The 17,219-nt window shown below is 35.4% G+C and carries 20 protein-coding genes; 5 read left to right on the top strand and 15 right to left on the bottom strand.

Annotation, left to right across the window (positions count from 1 at the left end; genetic code table 11):
- Positions 1 to 52 precede the first annotated feature (52 nt).
- The gene (gene fabG, locus ABID46_RS06615) at positions 53 to 799 is read right to left on the bottom strand and encodes a 3-oxoacyl-[acyl-carrier-protein] reductase (protein WP_354508320.1); all 747 of its coding nucleotides are present in this window, start codon (positions 797 to 799) and stop codon (positions 53 to 55) included.
- Between the two features lie 63 nt (positions 800 to 862).
- Here fabG and ABID46_RS06610 point away from each other — a divergent pair, with 63 nt between their 5' ends.
- The 3 genes from ABID46_RS06610 to ABID46_RS06600 are packed head-to-tail and all read left to right on the top strand — an operon-like array spanning position 863 to position 2,144.
- Positions 863 to 1,198: a tRNA-binding protein gene (locus ABID46_RS06610; protein ID WP_354508318.1), complete on the top strand. Its 336-nt coding sequence runs from the start codon at positions 863 to 865 to the stop codon at positions 1,196 to 1,198.
- Positions 1,199 to 1,618, top strand: coding sequence for a hypothetical protein (locus tag ABID46_RS06605; RefSeq protein ID WP_354508316.1), 420 nt, complete (start codon positions 1,199 to 1,201; stop codon positions 1,616 to 1,618).
- 31 nt (positions 1,619 to 1,649) lie between these two features.
- A complete protein-coding gene (locus ABID46_RS06600) occupies positions 1,650 to 2,144 on the top strand; it encodes a hypothetical protein (protein WP_354508314.1) in 495 nt (164 codons plus the stop codon).
- Here ABID46_RS06600 and miaA read toward each other — a convergent pair.
- The 14 genes from miaA to aroB form a co-directional block, all read right to left on the bottom strand.
- The gene (gene miaA / locus ABID46_RS06595) at positions 2,136 to 3,053 is read right to left on the bottom strand and encodes a tRNA (adenosine(37)-N6)-dimethylallyltransferase MiaA (protein WP_354508313.1); all 918 of its coding nucleotides are present in this window, start codon (positions 3,051 to 3,053) and stop codon (positions 2,136 to 2,138) included. The two genes, ABID46_RS06600 and miaA, sit on opposite strands and share 9 nt — an antisense overlap.
- Positions 3,040 to 3,387, bottom strand: coding sequence for a YkvA family protein (locus tag ABID46_RS06590; protein WP_354508311.1), 348 nt, complete (start codon positions 3,385 to 3,387; stop codon positions 3,040 to 3,042). Before ABID46_RS06590 ends, miaA begins: the two co-directional genes overlap by 14 nt.
- A gap of 107 nt (positions 3,388 to 3,494) precedes the next feature.
- On the bottom strand, positions 3,495 to 5,762 hold the full coding sequence (locus tag ABID46_RS06585; RefSeq protein ID WP_354508309.1) for a zinc-dependent metalloprotease: 2,268 nt from the start codon (positions 5,760 to 5,762) through the stop codon (positions 3,495 to 3,497).
- 34 nt (positions 5,763 to 5,796) lie between these two features.
- Positions 5,797 to 6,261, bottom strand: coding sequence for a hypothetical protein (locus ABID46_RS06580; protein WP_354508307.1), 465 nt, complete (start codon positions 6,259 to 6,261; stop codon positions 5,797 to 5,799).
- Between the two features lie 66 nt (positions 6,262 to 6,327).
- Positions 6,328 to 6,900 carry a TlpA family protein disulfide reductase gene (locus tag ABID46_RS06575; RefSeq protein ID WP_354508305.1) on the bottom strand — a complete coding sequence of 191 codons (573 nt, stop codon included), beginning with the start codon at positions 6,898 to 6,900 and terminating at the stop codon, positions 6,328 to 6,330.
- 1 nt (position 6,901) lies between these two features.
- Positions 6,902 to 7,486, bottom strand: a complete 585-nt coding sequence (locus ABID46_RS06570) for a thioredoxin family protein (protein ID WP_354508303.1) — start codon at positions 7,484 to 7,486, stop codon at positions 6,902 to 6,904.
- Positions 7,487 to 7,496: 10 nt separating this feature from the next.
- The gene (locus tag ABID46_RS06565) at positions 7,497 to 8,486 is read right to left on the bottom strand and encodes an acyl-ACP desaturase (RefSeq protein ID WP_354508301.1); all 990 of its coding nucleotides are present in this window, start codon (positions 8,484 to 8,486) and stop codon (positions 7,497 to 7,499) included.
- Positions 8,487 to 9,218, bottom strand: a complete 732-nt coding sequence (locus ABID46_RS06560; RefSeq protein WP_354508299.1) for a lysophospholipid acyltransferase family protein — start codon at positions 9,216 to 9,218, stop codon at positions 8,487 to 8,489.
- A 50-nt stretch (positions 9,219 to 9,268) separates the two neighbouring features.
- Positions 9,269 to 10,978 (bottom strand): phospho-sugar mutase, encoded by a 1,710-nt coding sequence (locus ABID46_RS06555; RefSeq protein ID WP_354508297.1) that lies wholly within the window; start codon positions 10,976 to 10,978, stop codon positions 9,269 to 9,271.
- A 9-nt stretch (positions 10,979 to 10,987) separates the two neighbouring features.
- Positions 10,988 to 11,692, bottom strand: a complete 705-nt coding sequence (locus tag ABID46_RS06550) for a GIN domain-containing protein (protein ID WP_354508295.1) — start codon at positions 11,690 to 11,692, stop codon at positions 10,988 to 10,990.
- Positions 11,689 to 12,666: a glycosyltransferase family 2 protein gene (locus ABID46_RS06545; RefSeq protein ID WP_354508293.1), complete on the bottom strand. Its 978-nt coding sequence runs from the start codon at positions 12,664 to 12,666 to the stop codon at positions 11,689 to 11,691. The genes ABID46_RS06550 and ABID46_RS06545 overlap by 4 nt, the downstream gene beginning before the upstream one ends.
- On the bottom strand, positions 12,666 to 13,205 hold the full coding sequence (locus tag ABID46_RS06540; protein ID WP_354508291.1) for a DUF4199 domain-containing protein: 540 nt from the start codon (positions 13,203 to 13,205) through the stop codon (positions 12,666 to 12,668). Before ABID46_RS06540 ends, ABID46_RS06545 begins: the two co-directional genes overlap by 1 nt.
- 23 nt (positions 13,206 to 13,228) lie before the next feature.
- Positions 13,229 to 13,651 (bottom strand): peptide-methionine (R)-S-oxide reductase MsrB, encoded by a 423-nt coding sequence (msrB, locus tag ABID46_RS06535; RefSeq protein ID WP_354508289.1) that lies wholly within the window; start codon positions 13,649 to 13,651, stop codon positions 13,229 to 13,231.
- Between the two features lie 64 nt (positions 13,652 to 13,715).
- Positions 13,716 to 14,768, bottom strand: a complete 1,053-nt coding sequence (gene aroB, locus ABID46_RS06530; RefSeq protein ID WP_354508287.1) for a 3-dehydroquinate synthase — start codon at positions 14,766 to 14,768, stop codon at positions 13,716 to 13,718.
- Positions 14,769 to 14,846: 78 nt separating this feature from the next.
- On the opposite strand from aroB, the gene ABID46_RS06525 reads away from it, so the two are divergent.
- Entirely contained in the window at positions 14,847 to 15,998 is a 1,152-nt protein-coding gene (locus ABID46_RS06525) for a GlmU family protein (RefSeq protein ID WP_354508285.1), read from the top strand.
- Positions 15,999 to 16,135: 137 nt separating this feature from the next.
- Positions 16,136 to 17,167, top strand: a complete 1,032-nt coding sequence (locus ABID46_RS06520) for a PLP-dependent cysteine synthase family protein (RefSeq protein WP_354508518.1) — start codon at positions 16,136 to 16,138, stop codon at positions 17,165 to 17,167.
- Positions 17,168 to 17,219 lie beyond the last annotated feature (52 nt).

Genomic DNA, 17,219 nt, shown 5'->3' with positions numbered 1-17,219 from the left:
TCATTTATTGTAAGCGAATTTCGTAATTCGTCTATCGTACTTCGCAATTTTTTTAGGTATACATCCCACCGTCAACGCTTAAAACTTGTCCGGTTACATAACTTGACAAATCAGAAGCTAAGAACAAACAAGCGTTGGCAATGTCTTCTGGCGTTCCGCCTCGTTTCAATGGAATACTCGCTCTCCAAGCTTCAACTGCTTTCGGATCTAATTTTTCGGTCATTTCGGTTTCAATAAATCCAGGAGCGATCACATTGCAACGAATGTTTCTAGAACCTAATTCCAACGCAACTGATTTAGAAAATCCGATCAAACCTGCTTTTGAAGCAGCATAGTTTGCTTGACCTGCATTTCCTTTTCGACCGACAATCGAACTCATATTGATAATGGAACCATTTCTTTCTTTCATCATCGGTTTTACCACAGCTTTGGTCAAGTTGAATGCAGAATTTAAGTTCACACGGATTACTTCTTCGTAATCTTCTAAACTCATACGCATCAATAAATTGTCTTTGGTAATTCCCGCATTATTGATCACAATGTCGATTTTTCCGAATTCCGCCAATACATCGTCAACCAATTTTTGTGCAGCATCAAAATCCGATGCATCTGATTGGTATCCTTTGGCTTTTACGCCCATTGCGTTTAATTCTTCCTCAACAATTTTCGCCTTTTCTACTGAAGATGCAAAAGTGAAGGCAATGTTGCATCCGTTTTTTGCAAATACTTCTGCTATTCCTTTTCCGATTCCACGAGTTGCCCCCGTGATAATGGCCGTTTTACCAGATAATAGTTCCATTCTTTTTTACTTTGTTCGCTAAATTAGTAAATTCGATACGATATAAGCAAAAATGAGTGAAAAATGAATACGATTTCTTGGGAAGATTTTGAAAAGATAGATATGCGCGTGGGAACGATTTTGGAAGTGCAAGATTTTACGAAAGCCAAAAAGCCTGCGTATCAGTTAGTGATTGATTTTGGAAATTTGGGAATTAAAAAGTCTAGTGCGCAGATTGTGAATTTGTATTCGAAAGAAGAATTAATTGGCAAACAAATCATTGCTGTAGTCAATTTCCCACCCAAGCAAATTGCGAATTTCATTTCCGAATGTTTGGTGATGGGAATTTACAATGAATCGAATGATGTGGTTTTGCTTCAACCAGAACGGAAAACCGAAAACGGGTGTAAAATAGGGTAAATGGATAAGAAAAATACGTTTAAAGGATTTGCTTATGTGCCGAAAATTTGGGCTACGATTGTCTATTTCCTAGGATTGATTTTTGCTGTTGTCCTTTTTATGGGAAGAAAAGAGAAGTGGCAAATGGATTTTATTACGAATTCGTATCCGGAATTTTATAGCCATATTTCCAATTTCTCCATTTCATTTATATTGATACTTGTAATGGGATATTTGGGCGTTTTGCAATTGGGGAAATTAACTTCAGCCTACATCATTGCGGGAATTGGAATTCTAGCGAATTTGGTATATGAATTTTTCATACCGATTTTAAATACACCCGACCCAATGGATGCCTATTTCGGAATTGTTGGATGTTTGATGCCCTTTTTGTTTTTAATTCCGTATCAAAAGTTTGGGATTCAAGCTTATAATGTTTAAATTCAACAAACCAAACTTAAACTCTAACTAAATGGACGATAGAATTGAAAAGTTGAAGAATCTAAGTAATGATAAATTATTGGATGTAATTAAAAATTATAAACGCTATAATTATCCGAAAACCTTTCAGCAAGAATCTTTGCGAATATTAAACGAACGAGGTTTTAGCGAAGATTCCATAAAATTATCTGGTGGACATTCAAATCTTCGGTATGAAGAAGCGGCGAGAATATTTAACAGATTTAAATGGAAAGGAAGAATAGGAATTGGATTGTTTTTTCTATCTATATTTTTTTATTCGAACAATGATTATTTACTCCAAATTATGGTGAATGTCATATTTCTATTAGTAGTGGTATTGATGCTCAATGATCGCAAGGAATTTTTTAGAACTATAAAAGAAGAAGAATCCGATCGCTCAAATCTTGGTTATCTCATCACCTTTTTATTGTCAATTCCAATGTTTATCATTGTATACATTGTCGATAGAATTGAGTTGAAAAATAAATTGGAACAATTACCTTGAAATCTTTCCTTTGATATATTCAAGAATTCCTTCTTTTTCAAAAGGTGAAAACCATTTGGCTCGTTCATCTTTTCGGTACCAAGTTAATTGACGTTTGGCGTAGCGGCGCGTATTTTTCTTGATTTCTTCTACAGCGAAATCTAAATCGATTTTCCCATCCAAATAATCAAATAATTCGCGGTATCCCACAGTTTGAAGGCTATTCAGATGCTTGAAATCTTGGAGTGATTTGACTTCGTCCAATAAGCCATTTTGCATCATCAAATCAACACGTTGATTGATACGCTCGTAAACTTGATCGCGTGGGAGTTCCAATACAATTCTGATGAAGTTAAAATTTCGATTGGATACATTGTTTTTTCTAAAGGATGAAAAGGGTTTTCCCGTTCCACGGCAAATTTCCAATGCTCGGATTAATCGAACTGGATTTTGTACATCGACCAATTCGTAATATATGGGATCGGCTTTTTGCAATTCTTCTTGAAGATATTCAATTCCGTACACATCAAATTGATGATTTAATTCTTGACGAATCGTTGGGTCAACTGAGGGGAATTCATCCAAACCTTCGGTGACGGCTTTTTCAAAAAGTCCCGATCCACCGACCATCACCAGGACATCGTGAATTTTAAAGAGTTCTTCGATTTTTTGTAAAGCATCTTTTTCATAATCCCCAACGGAATATTCGTCATGAATGCTTAAATTTTGAATGAAATGATGTGGAGCAGAGGCTAGTTCTTCTGGTGAAGGAACGGCAGTTCCGATGTTCATTTCTTTGTAAAATTGACGGGAATCAAATGAAAGGATTTCGGTTTGAAAATGATTTGCTATAAAAATAGCAAGCCCCGTCTTGCCAATGGCAGTGGGGCCTGATATGATAATAAGATTTTTTTCTTTATTGTTTTTCATCGAGTATTTCCGCGTCGGTAATCAAGGTCTTGAATTTCTGACCTTTTTCCCACTCCAAATAATTATTGATTTCTCTTCCGAAATATTTCAGTGCAAACATAACAATTGCTGCATCATCTAAAAAGAAACCAGGAATTAAATCAATCGGCGAAAGTACATATGCAATCACAGCTGAACCTATCAAAAGGTTACGTTTCTTGGGTTTGTAATTTCCAGAAACGGTATCGATCATCATTCGAGCAAAAGCTTTCGCGCTGTCTGTTGCAGACATTTCAGACGTTTTTGCCTGTAAACCTATGATGCTTGCCAATTTGAATAATTTTAATTTGTTCATCTCAAGTAAGTTTAAATGTGTTGATTAAAATCAAAAAACATTCCAAAATTCGGAAATAAAAAACCGCCTAATAAAATTAAGCGGTTTTATGATAGAAATCAAATTTTTTACTTTTTGATAATCAATTTTTTAGAGAATGTTTTAGATCCATTTTCAACCTGTACTACATAGGTTCCATTTGGTAAATGAGAAACATTTACTTGTTGTTTGGTTTCAAATCCAGAAGGTGAAATTGTGCTAGAAGCAACCATTCTACCTTCCATATTGAAGATTTTGTAGGAAGCATTGTTTGCTTTTTTGTTCAACTCAATGGTGAAAATTCCATTTGATGGATTTGGATAAATATCCATTTGATTTGCTTGAAGATCTTGTACACTCATATTGGAATTGATGGTGAAATCTTCTTCGTTTACATTTAAGAATACGTTATCAATCGCGCGAATCATAATTCTAGCATCTTGCGTAACACCCAATCCAGCAGGAACTGTGAAGGTATAAGATCCATTGTTTGGCGTACTTTCAACCAATACATGAGGGAAAGTCAATCCGCCATCTGTGGAGATAAGAATTTTTACATTGGCAGTATTTACAGGTTCTACATTGGTATTGGCAACATCCCACGTAATGGTTTTGCTATCCCCTAAATTCCAAACTTCACCCGAAGCATTTTGGGATGTCACAACAAAAGGTCCGGCATCAGCCGTTACAGTTAATCTGATATCATCTCGACCTGTTTGACCTCCAGCAGGATTGTTATCACGTACTAAGAAAGCGAAATTCATTTGTCTTGCTACAGCTGGTAATTTTTCCCATGCTCTGAAGTTTCCAGGAGTATTGATATTAGGGTTATATCCTTCAATTAGAATTGGTAAGCTAGGGAAGAATTTTTCTGGTGAATTGGTTGCCCATTTTGAACGGAACATCGGTCCACCAGTATTGGTTGGACGAGGAGGCATTTGTGCTGTTTGGTTATCGATTTGCTCCCAATTGTAGGTTAAATTATCGCCATCTGCATCTGTAGCTGTACCTACTAAAGCAAAAGGTGTTTCTTTTGGAATTGTTCTATCAGGACCGGCATTTACGATAGGTTCTGTATTGTTGGTGTCGGTTTTTGCTGCACAATCTCCATTTCCAGAAACCCATAAAAACATTTCTCGAACACTAACCGCATGAAAATAAGCATCTGAGTTATTTTGAACATTCGGATGACAAATTCCTGCATATCCCATAATTGTACTTGCTGAACCAGGCTCAACAGCGGTAGCTCCATTTCTGTTACACCCATTGTTTTGAGTATGGTTTGCTCCATATTGATGTCCCATTTCATGTGCAACATAATCAATAACAAAAGGATCTCCAACTGGATTTCCTGCACCTGTTACACCACCCGCTTTAAGGGAATTGTTACAAGCAGATCGTAAGTATGCAACACCATTATCGTTTCCTGCTGTTGCACGGAAGAAAACGTGTCCAATGTCGTAATTTGCATTTCCAATCACAGCATCTACTCTTGCTTGGTTTTGTCCTAACATGGCACCAGCATCCATTGGATTATAGGTATCGGATGTAATATGAATTAACAAATCATTATTGGGAACCAACTCCATGGTAACCGATAAATCGTTTTCATACACTTCATTTAATCTGGTTACAGCTAAATTTAAAGCTTCCATGGTTGCTGCAATTTTTTGAGCATCTGTACCACTTCCAACTCCAGCTTGTTGAGCGATATAAGCCGTATATTCAATCGTAGTCGCTAATGCTAAACGATATTTACGAAGTTTACCATCAATAACTGTATTTTCCCCTAAATCTATTTCAGGTAAAAAACCAATGTCGTGATGATCATTTTCCCCATGCTTACATTCAAACGTATGAACATGTTCCACACTGTTTCGATTGTACATTATATGCAAGGAATTATCTTGAGAATAGGAATCAATATAGTTAACTCCTTCTGTACTTCTAATAATTGCGTTAAATCCAAAATAGGGTGATACAGAGAATCTAATTTTGGTTGTAGTATCACCTTCTTTAAATCCTGTGTATGATTTAATGGATGAATATTTTGCTTGTAATTCTGGATGCATTGTTGAGGCCTCAAAAACTCTATATGTATCAAAAGTTCCTTGCTGGTTCGGGATCTTAATAGCAGTTCCATTTGCTACATTTGCTCCTTTGGCAGGCGCTGATTGCAATTGTTGAGTGATGCCCTCTAAATTTAATTTCAACAACTGATATTCAGATGGCGTTGTAGATCTTTCTCGAACATTCTCAATGTTCTTCCCATGGTATTTTGTCCAATTATTTTGCTGAGAAAATCCATAAACAGAAAATAGAATTAGGCAAGAAGCCGTAAGTAAATTTCGTCTCATAATTTTTTGGAATTAGTTAATTGTTTCTAATATGTTAATTTTTGACTTTTTCTAAAACAACCTTATTTGGTTGTTCTTTAACCCTCAATATGACAATCGGATTGCTCCATTTGTTTTCAGTAAATTCAAAATTTTCAACTTCTTTGTAATTTATAAAGAATGTAGAATCCTCGTTTTTAATCGATTGAATTTCTATATCTGCATATGGAAAATCGCTCAATTTTGGCTTCACAACAATTATACTTTCGCTAGTAAAATCAACAGAAGGTATAGGTGCAGATCTTGGGATGTTTGGATCCTTCAATAAAGAATAAATTTTCACTAAATCATCATTGCTAGAAATTATATAGGTTTCTGTCAATGGGATTGCATGATTTAGCCTTCTTTCTTCTGAATATTCAACTTGTTGATTGTTTTTCCCATTTTGATTTGTAGAATGATTGGGAGCGCAATTAATCATCAAAAAAAATACTACTAAGAAAATAAATTGTTTTTTCATAGTAGTAAATATAAGATAATTATCAACTTATGATAATAAAATATTGATTTTCAATAGGTATTTTAACTATTTGCTTTGTAATTCATTTAAGAGTTTATGAATATCTGGAGAATTCCAATCTCTTGTTTTGATCTCTTTCATGACAATATTTCCTTCCTTGTCCAAGATGTAAGTGGTAGGAAAAGAGCCTGGAATTAATACTTTTGGTAATAGAGTTGCGGCCTCATATACTGGCATAGTATACGTATGTTTGGTTAAAAATGGAACGAACTTTTCAGGTTTGTCTTTCATGGTAATCAATACGATGTTGACATCTTGACCTTTGGATTCGTAAAGTGCCTGTATACTTGGCATTTCTTCTACACATGGAGGACACCAGCTACCCCAAAAATTTAAAACGGTTGGTTTCCCAATGAAATCTTGAAGGTTGGCATCTTTTGTTCCATTGTATCCTTTCAAAGAAATGTTCATATTCTCATCTTGCAACGAAAATTCACGAACAGGTTTTTCTTTATTGGGTCCAGCCAAAGTTTTTTCATTCAATAAATTGGTAGCCCAATCGCCAAATGGCGTGAAAAAGCTCAATCCTAATACGACCAAAATAATACCACTAATGATAATACCTTTATCTGCTTTCATTCTAAGAATTTTGAATTTTTGCTATTAATTCGTTGAAAATATCCATGCCTTTGTTTTGCGTATAATATTGATGCAAATCTTTGTGAAAATCTTGGGTTGTATAAGATTCGGGATCTTGTTTATGTTTGTATAAGAATTCCATTCCTGCAGAAGGTCTTGGACCAAAATGGAACTTTTCTGAACCGTCGGATTTTACTCCAATAATCATTGGAATTGATTTTGCTCCATCGGTCAAATAAGCATCCATCAGTTCAGGATTTTCATCACGAAAAACAATACGATGATTAACACCCAGTTCAATCGCGATTTTATCAACAATTGGAAGAATTTGTGACGCATCGCCACACCATCCTTCGCTGATGCTTAAAAATTCAAAATCAGTTTGAATGGATTTTAAAACTTCTTTTTGATCTGTTGAAAGTTCAAAGGTTTTGTTCCAACGTTCCATACGTGTCAATCCCAAAAAATAGTATTGAACGTAATCTTTTGGATCGCCTTCTTCTTTCATTTGATTCATTTGTGCTTTGACAACGTCCAAATATTCAGAATAGGAAATTTCTTTGTTTACATAAGTTTGTAAGTTCATAGTATTGTGTTTAAACTGAATAAACCCATTTCAATCTTGGCGATTCTTTTGGAATGACAATTCGCTGAGCGATTCGATCTAGACGATCTGGTAAGTTCATGATGTAATCTCTTGCTTTTTCGCCTTCTGCATTCAAATTGGCAACTTTATCAATATCCCAAATTCCAATCAATTTTCGGATGATATCAACATAATCAAATGACGTATAAACTCCTAGACGCTGCGCAGAGTCTGAAAAGATTTCAAATGCTTTACCTATTTCTTCACCAGATTCGCGTAAGAAATGCGCTGGCATTACAATTTTCAATTTCAACATATGTTCAAACGCCAACATCATTTCACTTGGGTCGATTTCGAAAATTCTTTTGACGAATTCTGTATAAGCCAAATGGTGACGCATCTCGTCTCCAGCAATAATTTTACACATTCGTGCTAATTTCTTTGCTCCATAAGATTTTGCAATTTCTGAAACACGATTATGTGAAATATAGGTTGCTAATTCTTGAAAACTTGTGTAAACGAAATTTTTATAAGGATCACGACTTGTTCCAATGTCAAATCCGTCTGAAATTAAATATTGGGTAGAAATTTCTACTTCACGCATGTTGATTCGTCCCGATAAATACATGAATTTATTCAAAACGTCTCCATGACGATTTTCCTCAGCCGTCCAAGCCCGAAACCATTTGGACCATCCGTTTCTGGCTTCATTATCGACACCTTCGATTTCCATGATCCAAGATTCGTAAGTAGGCAAAGCCTCTTCGGTAATGGTATCACCAATCAAGGTGATCCAGAAATCATAAGGCAAATCTTTGGAAAGTTCACGTAATTCTCTGATTTCCTCATAGAAGTTTTCTGTACTTGAATCGGGTAAAAAATCCGTAGGTTGCCAAATTTTTTCAGGACTGATTAAGAATTTGTCTACATATTCATCTACATCTTTATCAATAAATTGCATTACTTCTAGACGAACATTTTCTTTGGCATTTCTTTCCATTTAACTTTCTAATTTGGATTGTATTTTATTTCTAATTTCGTCCATGATTGCATCAAAATCCTTCCCTTTAGGATCAATAGGTTGATGTACATGAACTTTAAACCTAACACCCAAAGTTAAGGGAAAAGAACCATTTTTCACTAATTTCCATGAATTATTAATGGTTATAGGAACAATTTGTGCTGAGGGTGAATATTTTATTAAAGTCTTAATTCCAGTATCATGAAACTTTTTAAGTTGTCCATCTCGACTTCTAGTTCCTTCTGGGAAAATCATTGCTGAACGATTATGCTTTTCAATATATTGTCCCAATTTTTTGATTTCAGGTAAAGCTTGTCGTGGATCTTTTCGATCAATCAAAACTGATCCTCCGTGTTGCAAATTATAGGAAACACTTGGGATTCCTTTTCCTAATTCGATTTTGCTAATGAATTTCGGATGAAATTTTGTCAAATACCATTCAATAGGGCTGATGTCAAACATGCTTTGGTGATTGCTTACAAAAATGTACGGAACACCTTCTTGCAAGTTTTCTTTTCCTTCGAAATAATGAGTGGTTCCCAAAACTTTGGTTGTCATCATCAAATACCAATTCATCCATTTTACTGAATTATGGTGCGCTTGATAACCACCCAAATTATAGCTTAACCATTGGATTACATGGAATATTAATAATCCTAGACCAAATAAAATATAATAAAGAATAGAAGGAATAATGGCGAATAGTTTCATGTACAATTGAAATAAAAAACCCTGAATTTATCAGGGTTCAAAAATAATAATTATTTGAATTCTTTTTTTAATCGATCTATTTTTTCCAGTAATTCATCTTCTTTGATTTCGAAATCGCAAATTTCATCCAAATGAGTTTTGACTGAAAAATAAAATTTGATTTTAGGTTCCGTTCCAGATGGACGAGCAGCTATTTTACATCCGTCTTCAGTATAAAATATCAACACATTGGACATTGGAATATCAATTTTGGTTTCCTCACCAGTCACTAAATTTTTAGAAATCGAATGTAGGTAATCATCCAATCGAATGACTTTTGAGCCATCAAATGTTTGCGGTGGATTTAGACGAAATTCTGCCATCATTTGTTTGATTTCTTCTGCTCCGTCTTTTCCTGTTTTGGTAATCGAAATCAAATCCTCTAAATAAAAATGGGTTTTGGTGTATACATGCAATAATTCCTCAAACATGCTACTATCATTTGCTTTGGCTGCTGCAGCAATTTCACAAGCCAAAAGGGTAGAAGTAACGGAATCTTTATCACGTACAAAATCACCCACCATAAAGCCAAAGCTTTCTTCACCACCTCCGATGAATTTCTGTTTCCCTTCTGCTTTACGGATCATATCGGCAATCCATTTGAAACCTGTTAAACCAACTTTGCAATCAACGTTGTAGTATTGCGCAATTTCAAAGAAAATATCAGAAGTCACAATGGTCGAACCAATGAACTCCGTTCCGTCCATGCCATCGTTTTGTCTTTGTTTCAATAAATAGTCGACCAACAAAATATTGGTTTGATTTCCATTTAATAAGACCATTTTACCATGCAAATTACGTACAGCGATACCCAATCGGTCTGCGTCTGGATCTGTTCCAATCACAATATCGGCATTCACTTCTTCTGCTAAATCCAAGGCCATTTTCAAGGCTGCAGGCTCTTCTGGATTGGGCGATTGTACGGTTGGAAAATCACCACTTGGAGTTGCTTGTGCTTCTACAATATGAACATTGGTAAATCCAGCTCGTTTGAATGCTTCGGGCATGATGGCAATCGAAGTTCCATGAATGGAAGTAAAGACGATTTTTAAATCTTCTTTTCCTTGATGGTTAAATCCGATTTGAGAAATACTTGCATCGATAAATGCATTGTCGATTTCTTCTCCCATCATTTTTAACAAAGAATCATTTCCATCAAATTGAATTTGACTAGGTTGAACATTTCCAACTTCAGTGATAATCGCTTTGTCATGCGGAGGAACAATTTGTCCACCATCATTCCAATATACTTTGTATCCATTGTATTCAGGCGGATTGTGAGAAGCTGTCAATACGATTCCCGCATCACAACCTAAATGTCTTACAGCAAAGGATAATTCAGGTGTCGGACGGAAACTTTCAAATAAGTAAACTTGGATTCCATTTGCCGTTAAAATATTGGCTACAATTCGGGCAAACTTATCCGAATTATGGCGTACATCATACGCAATGGCAACTGATTTTTGTTTGTCAGGAAATTGCAATTGTAAATAATTAGCCAATCCTTGTGTGGCTGCACCTAAAGTATATTTATTGATACGATTGGTTCCAACGCCCATAATTCCGCGCATGCCTCCCGTTCCAAATTCTAAATCTTTGTAAAATGAATCCTCCAAAAGTGTCGGATTATTATTTATCATATCTTGAACTTTCGTTCGCGTTTCTTCATCGTATTGTTCATTGAGCCAAATTTTAGCTCTTTCCAATGCGTTATTGTTCATATAAAGGGTTTATTGTTGTTGAATTTTTGCCAGATCCTTTTCGGTTGTATCTTTCTTTGGATTGCCTTTGTAAAATACTTCAGAATTCCCAGTTGCTTTTCCAGAAAGGTTTTTCATCGCATAAATGGATAAATGAGAATTGTCTGATGCATCAAATCGAATATCTACAACTTGGGTTCCTGTCAAATCTGCTTTGGATTGATCGGAAGAAGAAAGGTTCAAATCGATAATCGTTCCGGTAAGATTGACCAAAGATTGATCGGAAATCGATAAGTTCATATCGGTAATTTCCACAAAGGTTTCCTGAATATTTGCTTGATCATTGGCCTCAATTGAAAATTTCTCGGATTTTAAAGTACCCGAAACTTTCATTTTGGCTTGATCATGTAATTCGATTTCTTGTAATTCTGGACTATAATATAGATTAACATTGTACAAATCTGAAGATTTCACCTTGGATAATTCGCTGATTTTAAGATTCTTTCCTTTTAATTGAACGTCTAAATTATCTACCAAATTTTGATGAGACTCAATCATAACTTTAGTAGTTGTCGAAGGAATTAACGTCAATTGGCAATTGCAAGAAATTTTTAACGAAGAAAATGCTTCCAAATTGATTTCTTTTTGAGCAGTAGCAGCTCCTTCACCTTCAATTCCTGAAGAACAGGATGTTAAACCTAAAATTCCGAAGGCTAATAAACTTAATTTTTTCATAGTCGTATTTTTTGGTGTAGGTTAACAGAATCTTTGATTTCAAATTCGGTTTTGTTTTTATTGGAACGAATGAGAATTTCGCCCAAAAAACCAGCTAGGAATAATTGGGTTCCCAAAACCATTGCAACCAAAGAAATATAGAAAAACGGATTGTCGGTAATCAATCTTGCTTTTTGTTCTAAAAAGTATACTTTGTACAATTTGTCAAATCCCAAATAAACGGCAGCCAAGAAGCCGATGATAAACATCAAGGTTCCAATTGCGCCAAATAGATGCATAGGTTTGTTTCCAAAACGGGAAATGAATGATAAAGTTATCAAATCCAAAAAACCATTGACAAAGCGACGTTTCCCAAATTTGGATTCACCATATTTTCTGGCTTGGTGACGAACTTTTTTCTCCATAATTCGACCAAAACCTAAGTTTTTGGCCAAAACTGGGATGTATCGATGCATATCGCCATGCAATTGCAATTCTTTCACCACTTCGCTTCGATAAGCTTTCAATCCACAGTTGAAATCATGCAATTCTAAACCTGAATTTTTTCTTGCCGCCCAATTGAACAATTTAGAAGGCAAATTTTTGGTCAATTTTGGATCCTGACGCTTTTGTTTCCATCCCGAAACAATATCGGCATGGTTGTTTTTCAAGGTATGATACAATTCTGGGATTTCTTCTGGGAAATCTTGCAAATCGGCATCCATGGTGATGACAACATCTCCTTTTGTTTCACGAAAAGCAGCCATCAAGGCTTGAGATTTCCCATAATTCTTGCGAAAACGGATTCCTCTTGCTTCTGGATGCATGCTGGAAATGTATTCAATCACTTGCCAAGAATCATCTGAGCTTCCATCGTCGACGAAAATCACTTCGAAATCAAATCCGTTTTCCAAACAAACGACATTGATTCTTTGGAATAATTCCTCCAAAGATTCTTGTTCGTTCAATAATGGAATAACAATCGACAAATGCATTAGACGCGTCTATTTTTTAAGAATACTGCGAAGATACTCGAAATCAAAAAGTAAAAAAAGATAATCGCTGAAAATGAAAGGAAGAAAACCTTCGTAGTGAACATGTTGATGCTTAAGTCATTCATGTTTTCAACAAATTCGCCATTCTTTTCCATGAAATCTGGATTGGGATTGGCCGTCATCAATTCATACCAACCTCTCTGCAAACTATCTTCTGCCCAAGCTCCTGTGGTATTGAAAAAGATAAAGATGAATCCTAAGCTAATCAAACCACCAATAAACATGGGAAGAAAAGTCAATTTCCAAGCTTGCCCAAAGCTTAAGGGCTGAATTTTTGCAAAGGAATAAGAATTGTAAAAACCTCCAATTGCATAGATTGCAGGCAATAAAAAACAATTGATTAAGGCCGAATAATTAAAATATTGAACCTCTGAAATAGTTCCTTGCGTGGAAAATAAAAAATAGAGTGTAAGAAAAATGGCAATTGTAAGGAAAGCCAAGATTAATCCAAAACGAATGGAACTTTTGTTTGTATTCATGCGACAAATTTACAACTTCCCAACTATTTTGAATCCTCTTCTTCGAAATCAAGCGAAAGAGAGTTCACACAATAGCGTAAACCGGTTTCGGTAGGTCCATCGTTGAAAACGTGACCCAAATGACTTCCACATTTGGCACAAAGAATTTCGGTGCGAATCATGCCATGCGATTTGTCGAGTTTTTCCAGAATTTTACCTTCTTCAATTTCACGATCAAAACTAGGCCAACCACAATGTCCATCAAATTTTGATTCCGATGAAAATAAGGGTTCACCGCAGCCTCCGCAGCTATAAATGCCCTCTTCAAAATGCATATTGTATTTTCCTGAAAATGGTCGTTCTGTTCCTGCTTCGCGCATCACATAATATTGTTCAGGAGTCAATTCTTTTTTCCATTGTTCTTCTGTCTTTTGAACCGTGAAATTGGTTTGTTTATTATTTTCCATGGGTCTCTCTTTTTGAATTGTTTGGGTACAAGATTGAATACATAAAATCGTTAAAATGAACCATTTATTCATAAGAATTTAGTTTCTTATTGTATATCAAAATTCCTTCCGAAATCTGATTTTCATTCAATAAAACATCATATTTCGCGCTTCCAATTCCGTTTAACAAACTAAAACTAATTTTTCCACCTTGATTCTTTTTATCGTGTTTCATCAATTCCACAAGAGAAGGAATGATGTTTTCATCGATAGGCTGAGAAGGAAATATTTTGAGAATGCCTTCGAAAATTTCGTCTAATTCAGTTTGAGAAATCATTTCATTTTCAAAGGTTAAAATGGATTCTACCAACATTCCTATGGCTATTGCTTCGCCATGAAGCAAAGAATTATCGGTTTGCAAATAATAACTTTCGAAAGCATGACCAATGGTATGGCCAAAGTTTAAAATTTTACGCAATCCCGATTCTTTTGGATCTTGGGCAACGATTTCCGATTTTATTGTGACCGAATCTTCGATAAGATTTTGAATCGTTTCGCCAGTAATGTTTTGGAGAGAATTCCAATGTTCAGGTTGATAAATGAGTCCATGTTTCAACATTTCGGCTATTCCCGAACGAAATTCCCGTTCTTCCAAGGTTTCAAGAAATGTGGCTTCAATCAAAGTCATTTGAGGCATCGAAAAGGTTCCAATTTGATTTTTCAAACCCCCAAAATCAATTCCTGTTTTTCCTCCAACAGATGCATCCACCATAGACAAAAGGGTAGTTGGGATATTGATGAAATCGATTCCTCGCTTAAATGTTGAGGCAATAAAACCGCCCATGTCCGTAATAACACCACCGCCTAGATTGATGAACAAACTTTTTCGACTTGCGCCTAATTCGGCAAGTGATTGCCATATTTGAGCAACGATTTCCAAATCTTTGTTTTCTTCGCCTGGTGGAATTTCGATGATTTCCATTGCAGACTGAGTTTCCATTTCGCCCAACAAAGTTGGCAAACAATGTTCATGCGTATTGGAATCGACAAATAAGAAAATTATATCATAGGACTTTTCAGAAAGGAATTTGTTTAATTCCTCGTAAATATTTCCAAAAATAATGGGTGATTGCTTCATATCACAAAGGTAAGTTTTCAATAAGGAATTGGGTACATCTCTTGAAATAAAGTTTAAATTTGTCGCAAACGATGTACGATGAATATCATTCTTTTTGATGGAATTGAATGGGGAAATTTAAGACCCTTAACCTTAACAAAGCCCGTTGCAGAATTGCGAATGGGTATGTTAACGTTTAAAGAAAGATGGGAAAACTTATTGGAAGGGAATTTTTGTTATTTCACACAAGAGTATTTAGCGGAAAAATTTCCACTTCAAATTGCTCCGATTAATTTATACATCAATCCTGCTTATTTTCCTTCCGACGAATTGGTTGAATCGATTCAACACTTGAAAGAAGGAGAAGCATTGTTGTTTCAAAATCAAACGATTGCTTTTTTAGGATCACATGGAGATTTTGTCTCTAAAAAATTCATGCAAACCAAAACGATCATTCATGATTTAATCAGAATCGAACAACTTTGGGATTTATTTTCTCATAACGATCATGCTATCCATTACGATTTTGAATTGTTAACGAAAGGAAGGATTTCTCAGACTATTTCTTCCACAAATGGAGTTCGTGGAGAAAAAATTTTTATTGAAGAAGGTGCAGTAGTGGAATATGCTTTTTTAAATGCTTTGGAAGGACCTATTTACATTGGCAAAAACGCTGAAATTATGGAAGGTACTATGGTTCGAGGTAGTTTAGCCTTGTGTGAAGGCGCAAAACTAAACATGGGATCCAAAATTTATAGCGGAACAACCATTGGTCCTTTTTGCAAAGTAGGAGGAGAAGTAAACAATTCGATTCTAATGGGGTATTCCAACAAAGGCCATGATGGATTTTTGGGGAATTCGGTGATTGGTGAATGGTGTAATTTGGGCGCAGATACCAATATTTCCAATTTAAAGAATAATTATTCCAATATCAGCATCTATCATTATCCAACAGAATCCTATATCGATACGAAATTGCAATTCTGCGGGATGTTTATGGGAGATTTTTCGAAATCCGCTATCAATACGCAATTCAACACGGGGACTGTTATTGGTGTGGCATCCAATGTGTTCGATTCGGGTTTTCCACCAAAATATATTCCTTCATTTAGTTGGGGTGGTGGAAAAAATTCCGTTATATTTGAAATAGAGAAGGCTTTTGAAGCAGCAGAAAAAATGATGGAACGAAGAAAGAAGGTCTTAACAGAAAGTGACAAAAATATTTTAACATCTTTATTTGAAAGGTTGTAAAATGAATGGGTTTCAATCCTTTATTCAACTTTGGAATGATATTGGTGTTCGAAAACTGTTGATAATAGACAATCGAAAAATAGTTAGTTTATAAAAAATTCTTAAATTTGCCGATTGTAAGTAAAGAACTAAATGTAATGACTGGAACTTATCAAAACGTTTTAGAACTAATTGGCAATTCGCCATTAGTTAAACTAAACAAAATAGGCCAAGGAATTCCAGGTGAGGTTTACGCTAAGTTGGAAAGTTACAACCCGGGACACTCAACCAAAGACCGAATTGCTCTTCATATCATTGAAGAAGCAGAGAGAACAGGCATTTTAAAACCTGGCGCAACTATCGTAGAAACAACTTCTGGAAATACAGGTTTCAGCGTTGCTATGGTAAGTATTGTGAAAGGGTATAAATGTATCTTAGCTGTTTCTGATAAAACAAAAGGTGAAAAAATCGCTTATTTAAAAGCATTAGGTGCTAAAGTTTTTATCTGTCCTGCCAACGTACCAGCTGACGACCCAAGATCATATTATGAGGTAGCGAAAAGAATTGCGGCCGAAACGCCAAATTCTATCTATATCAACCAATATTTCAACCTAAAAAATCTTGAAGCCCATTATTTAACAACAGGACCCGAAATTTGGAAACAAACTGAAGGGAAAATTACGCATTTGATTGCTTGTTGTGGAACAGGAGGAACCCTTTCAGGTTCTGCGAAATTTCTAAAAGAACAAAATCCAAACATCAAAATCATTGGAGTTGATGCCTATGGTTCAATTTTGAAAAAATACCATGAAACAGGCGAAGTTGACAAAGATGAGATTTACCCATATCGCATTGAAGGATTGGGGAAAAATTTGGTGCCTGAAGCTACAGATTTTAGTTTGATAGATCAATTTGTCAAAGTAACTGACGAAGAAAGTGCGTATAGAACAAGAGAAATTGCTTTGAAAGAAGGAATTATGGGTGGCTACACAAGTGGTGCTGCTGTTCAAGCCTATCGTCAATTGGCCGATCAATTTACCGAAAATGATTGTGTTGTGATTGTTTTCCCTGATCATGGATCTCGTTATATCACCAAAGTATTTAGTGATGAATGGATGGCTGAACAAGGATTTACCAATAGTCGTCTAAATGGATTGGAATCCAATGCAACGATTCAATATGTTAAATAATCAAATATTATAACCAGATAATAAAAAATGCTCCCATTTCTGTGGAGCATTT

It is taken from the genome of Moheibacter stercoris (assembly GCF_040545805.1).
GTDB classification, from domain to species: domain Bacteria; phylum Bacteroidota; class Bacteroidia; order Flavobacteriales; family Weeksellaceae; genus Moheibacter; species Moheibacter stercoris.
This window is presented reverse-complemented; position numbering and strand designations above follow the sequence as displayed.

Coding starts and splice junctions, on each gene's coding strand:
- fabG (WP_354508320.1), bottom strand. CDS start 799: ATGGAACTATTATCTGGTAAAACGGCCATTATCACGGGGGCAACTCGT.
- ABID46_RS06610 (WP_354508318.1), top strand. CDS start 863: ATGAATACGATTTCTTGGGAAGATTTTGAAAAGATAGATATGCGCGTG.
- ABID46_RS06605 (WP_354508316.1), top strand. CDS start 1,199: ATGGATAAGAAAAATACGTTTAAAGGATTTGCTTATGTGCCGAAAATT.
- ABID46_RS06600 (WP_354508314.1), top strand. CDS start 1,650: ATGGACGATAGAATTGAAAAGTTGAAGAATCTAAGTAATGATAAATTA.
- miaA (WP_354508313.1), bottom strand. CDS start 3,053: ATGAAAAACAATAAAGAAAAAAATCTTATTATCATATCAGGCCCCACT.
- ABID46_RS06590 (WP_354508311.1), bottom strand. CDS start 3,387: ATGAACAAATTAAAATTATTCAAATTGGCAAGCATCATAGGTTTACAG.
- ABID46_RS06585 (WP_354508309.1), bottom strand. CDS start 5,762: ATGAGACGAAATTTACTTACGGCTTCTTGCCTAATTCTATTTTCTGTT.
- ABID46_RS06580 (WP_354508307.1), bottom strand. CDS start 6,261: ATGAAAAAACAATTTATTTTCTTAGTAGTATTTTTTTTGATGATTAAT.
- ABID46_RS06575 (WP_354508305.1), bottom strand. CDS start 6,900: ATGAAAGCAGATAAAGGTATTATCATTAGTGGTATTATTTTGGTCGTA.
- ABID46_RS06570 (WP_354508303.1), bottom strand. CDS start 7,486: ATGAACTTACAAACTTATGTAAACAAAGAAATTTCCTATTCTGAATAT.
- ABID46_RS06565 (WP_354508301.1), bottom strand. CDS start 8,486: ATGGAAAGAAATGCCAAAGAAAATGTTCGTCTAGAAGTAATGCAATTT.
- ABID46_RS06560 (WP_354508299.1), bottom strand. CDS start 9,218: ATGAAACTATTCGCCATTATTCCTTCTATTCTTTATTATATTTTATTT.
- ABID46_RS06555 (WP_354508297.1), bottom strand. CDS start 10,978: ATGAACAATAACGCATTGGAAAGAGCTAAAATTTGGCTCAATGAACAA.
- ABID46_RS06550 (WP_354508295.1), bottom strand. CDS start 11,692: ATGAAAAAATTAAGTTTATTAGCCTTCGGAATTTTAGGTTTAACATCC.
- ABID46_RS06545 (WP_354508293.1), bottom strand. CDS start 12,666: ATGCATTTGTCGATTGTTATTCCATTATTGAACGAACAAGAATCTTTG.
- ABID46_RS06540 (WP_354508291.1), bottom strand. CDS start 13,205: ATGAATACAAACAAAAGTTCCATTCGTTTTGGATTAATCTTGGCTTTC.
- msrB (WP_354508289.1), bottom strand. CDS start 13,651: ATGGAAAATAATAAACAAACCAATTTCACGGTTCAAAAGACAGAAGAA.
- aroB (WP_354508287.1), bottom strand. CDS start 14,768: ATGAAGCAATCACCCATTATTTTTGGAAATATTTACGAGGAATTAAAC.
- ABID46_RS06525 (WP_354508285.1), top strand. CDS start 14,847: ATGAATATCATTCTTTTTGATGGAATTGAATGGGGAAATTTAAGACCC.
- ABID46_RS06520 (WP_354508518.1), top strand. CDS start 16,136: ATGACTGGAACTTATCAAAACGTTTTAGAACTAATTGGCAATTCGCCA.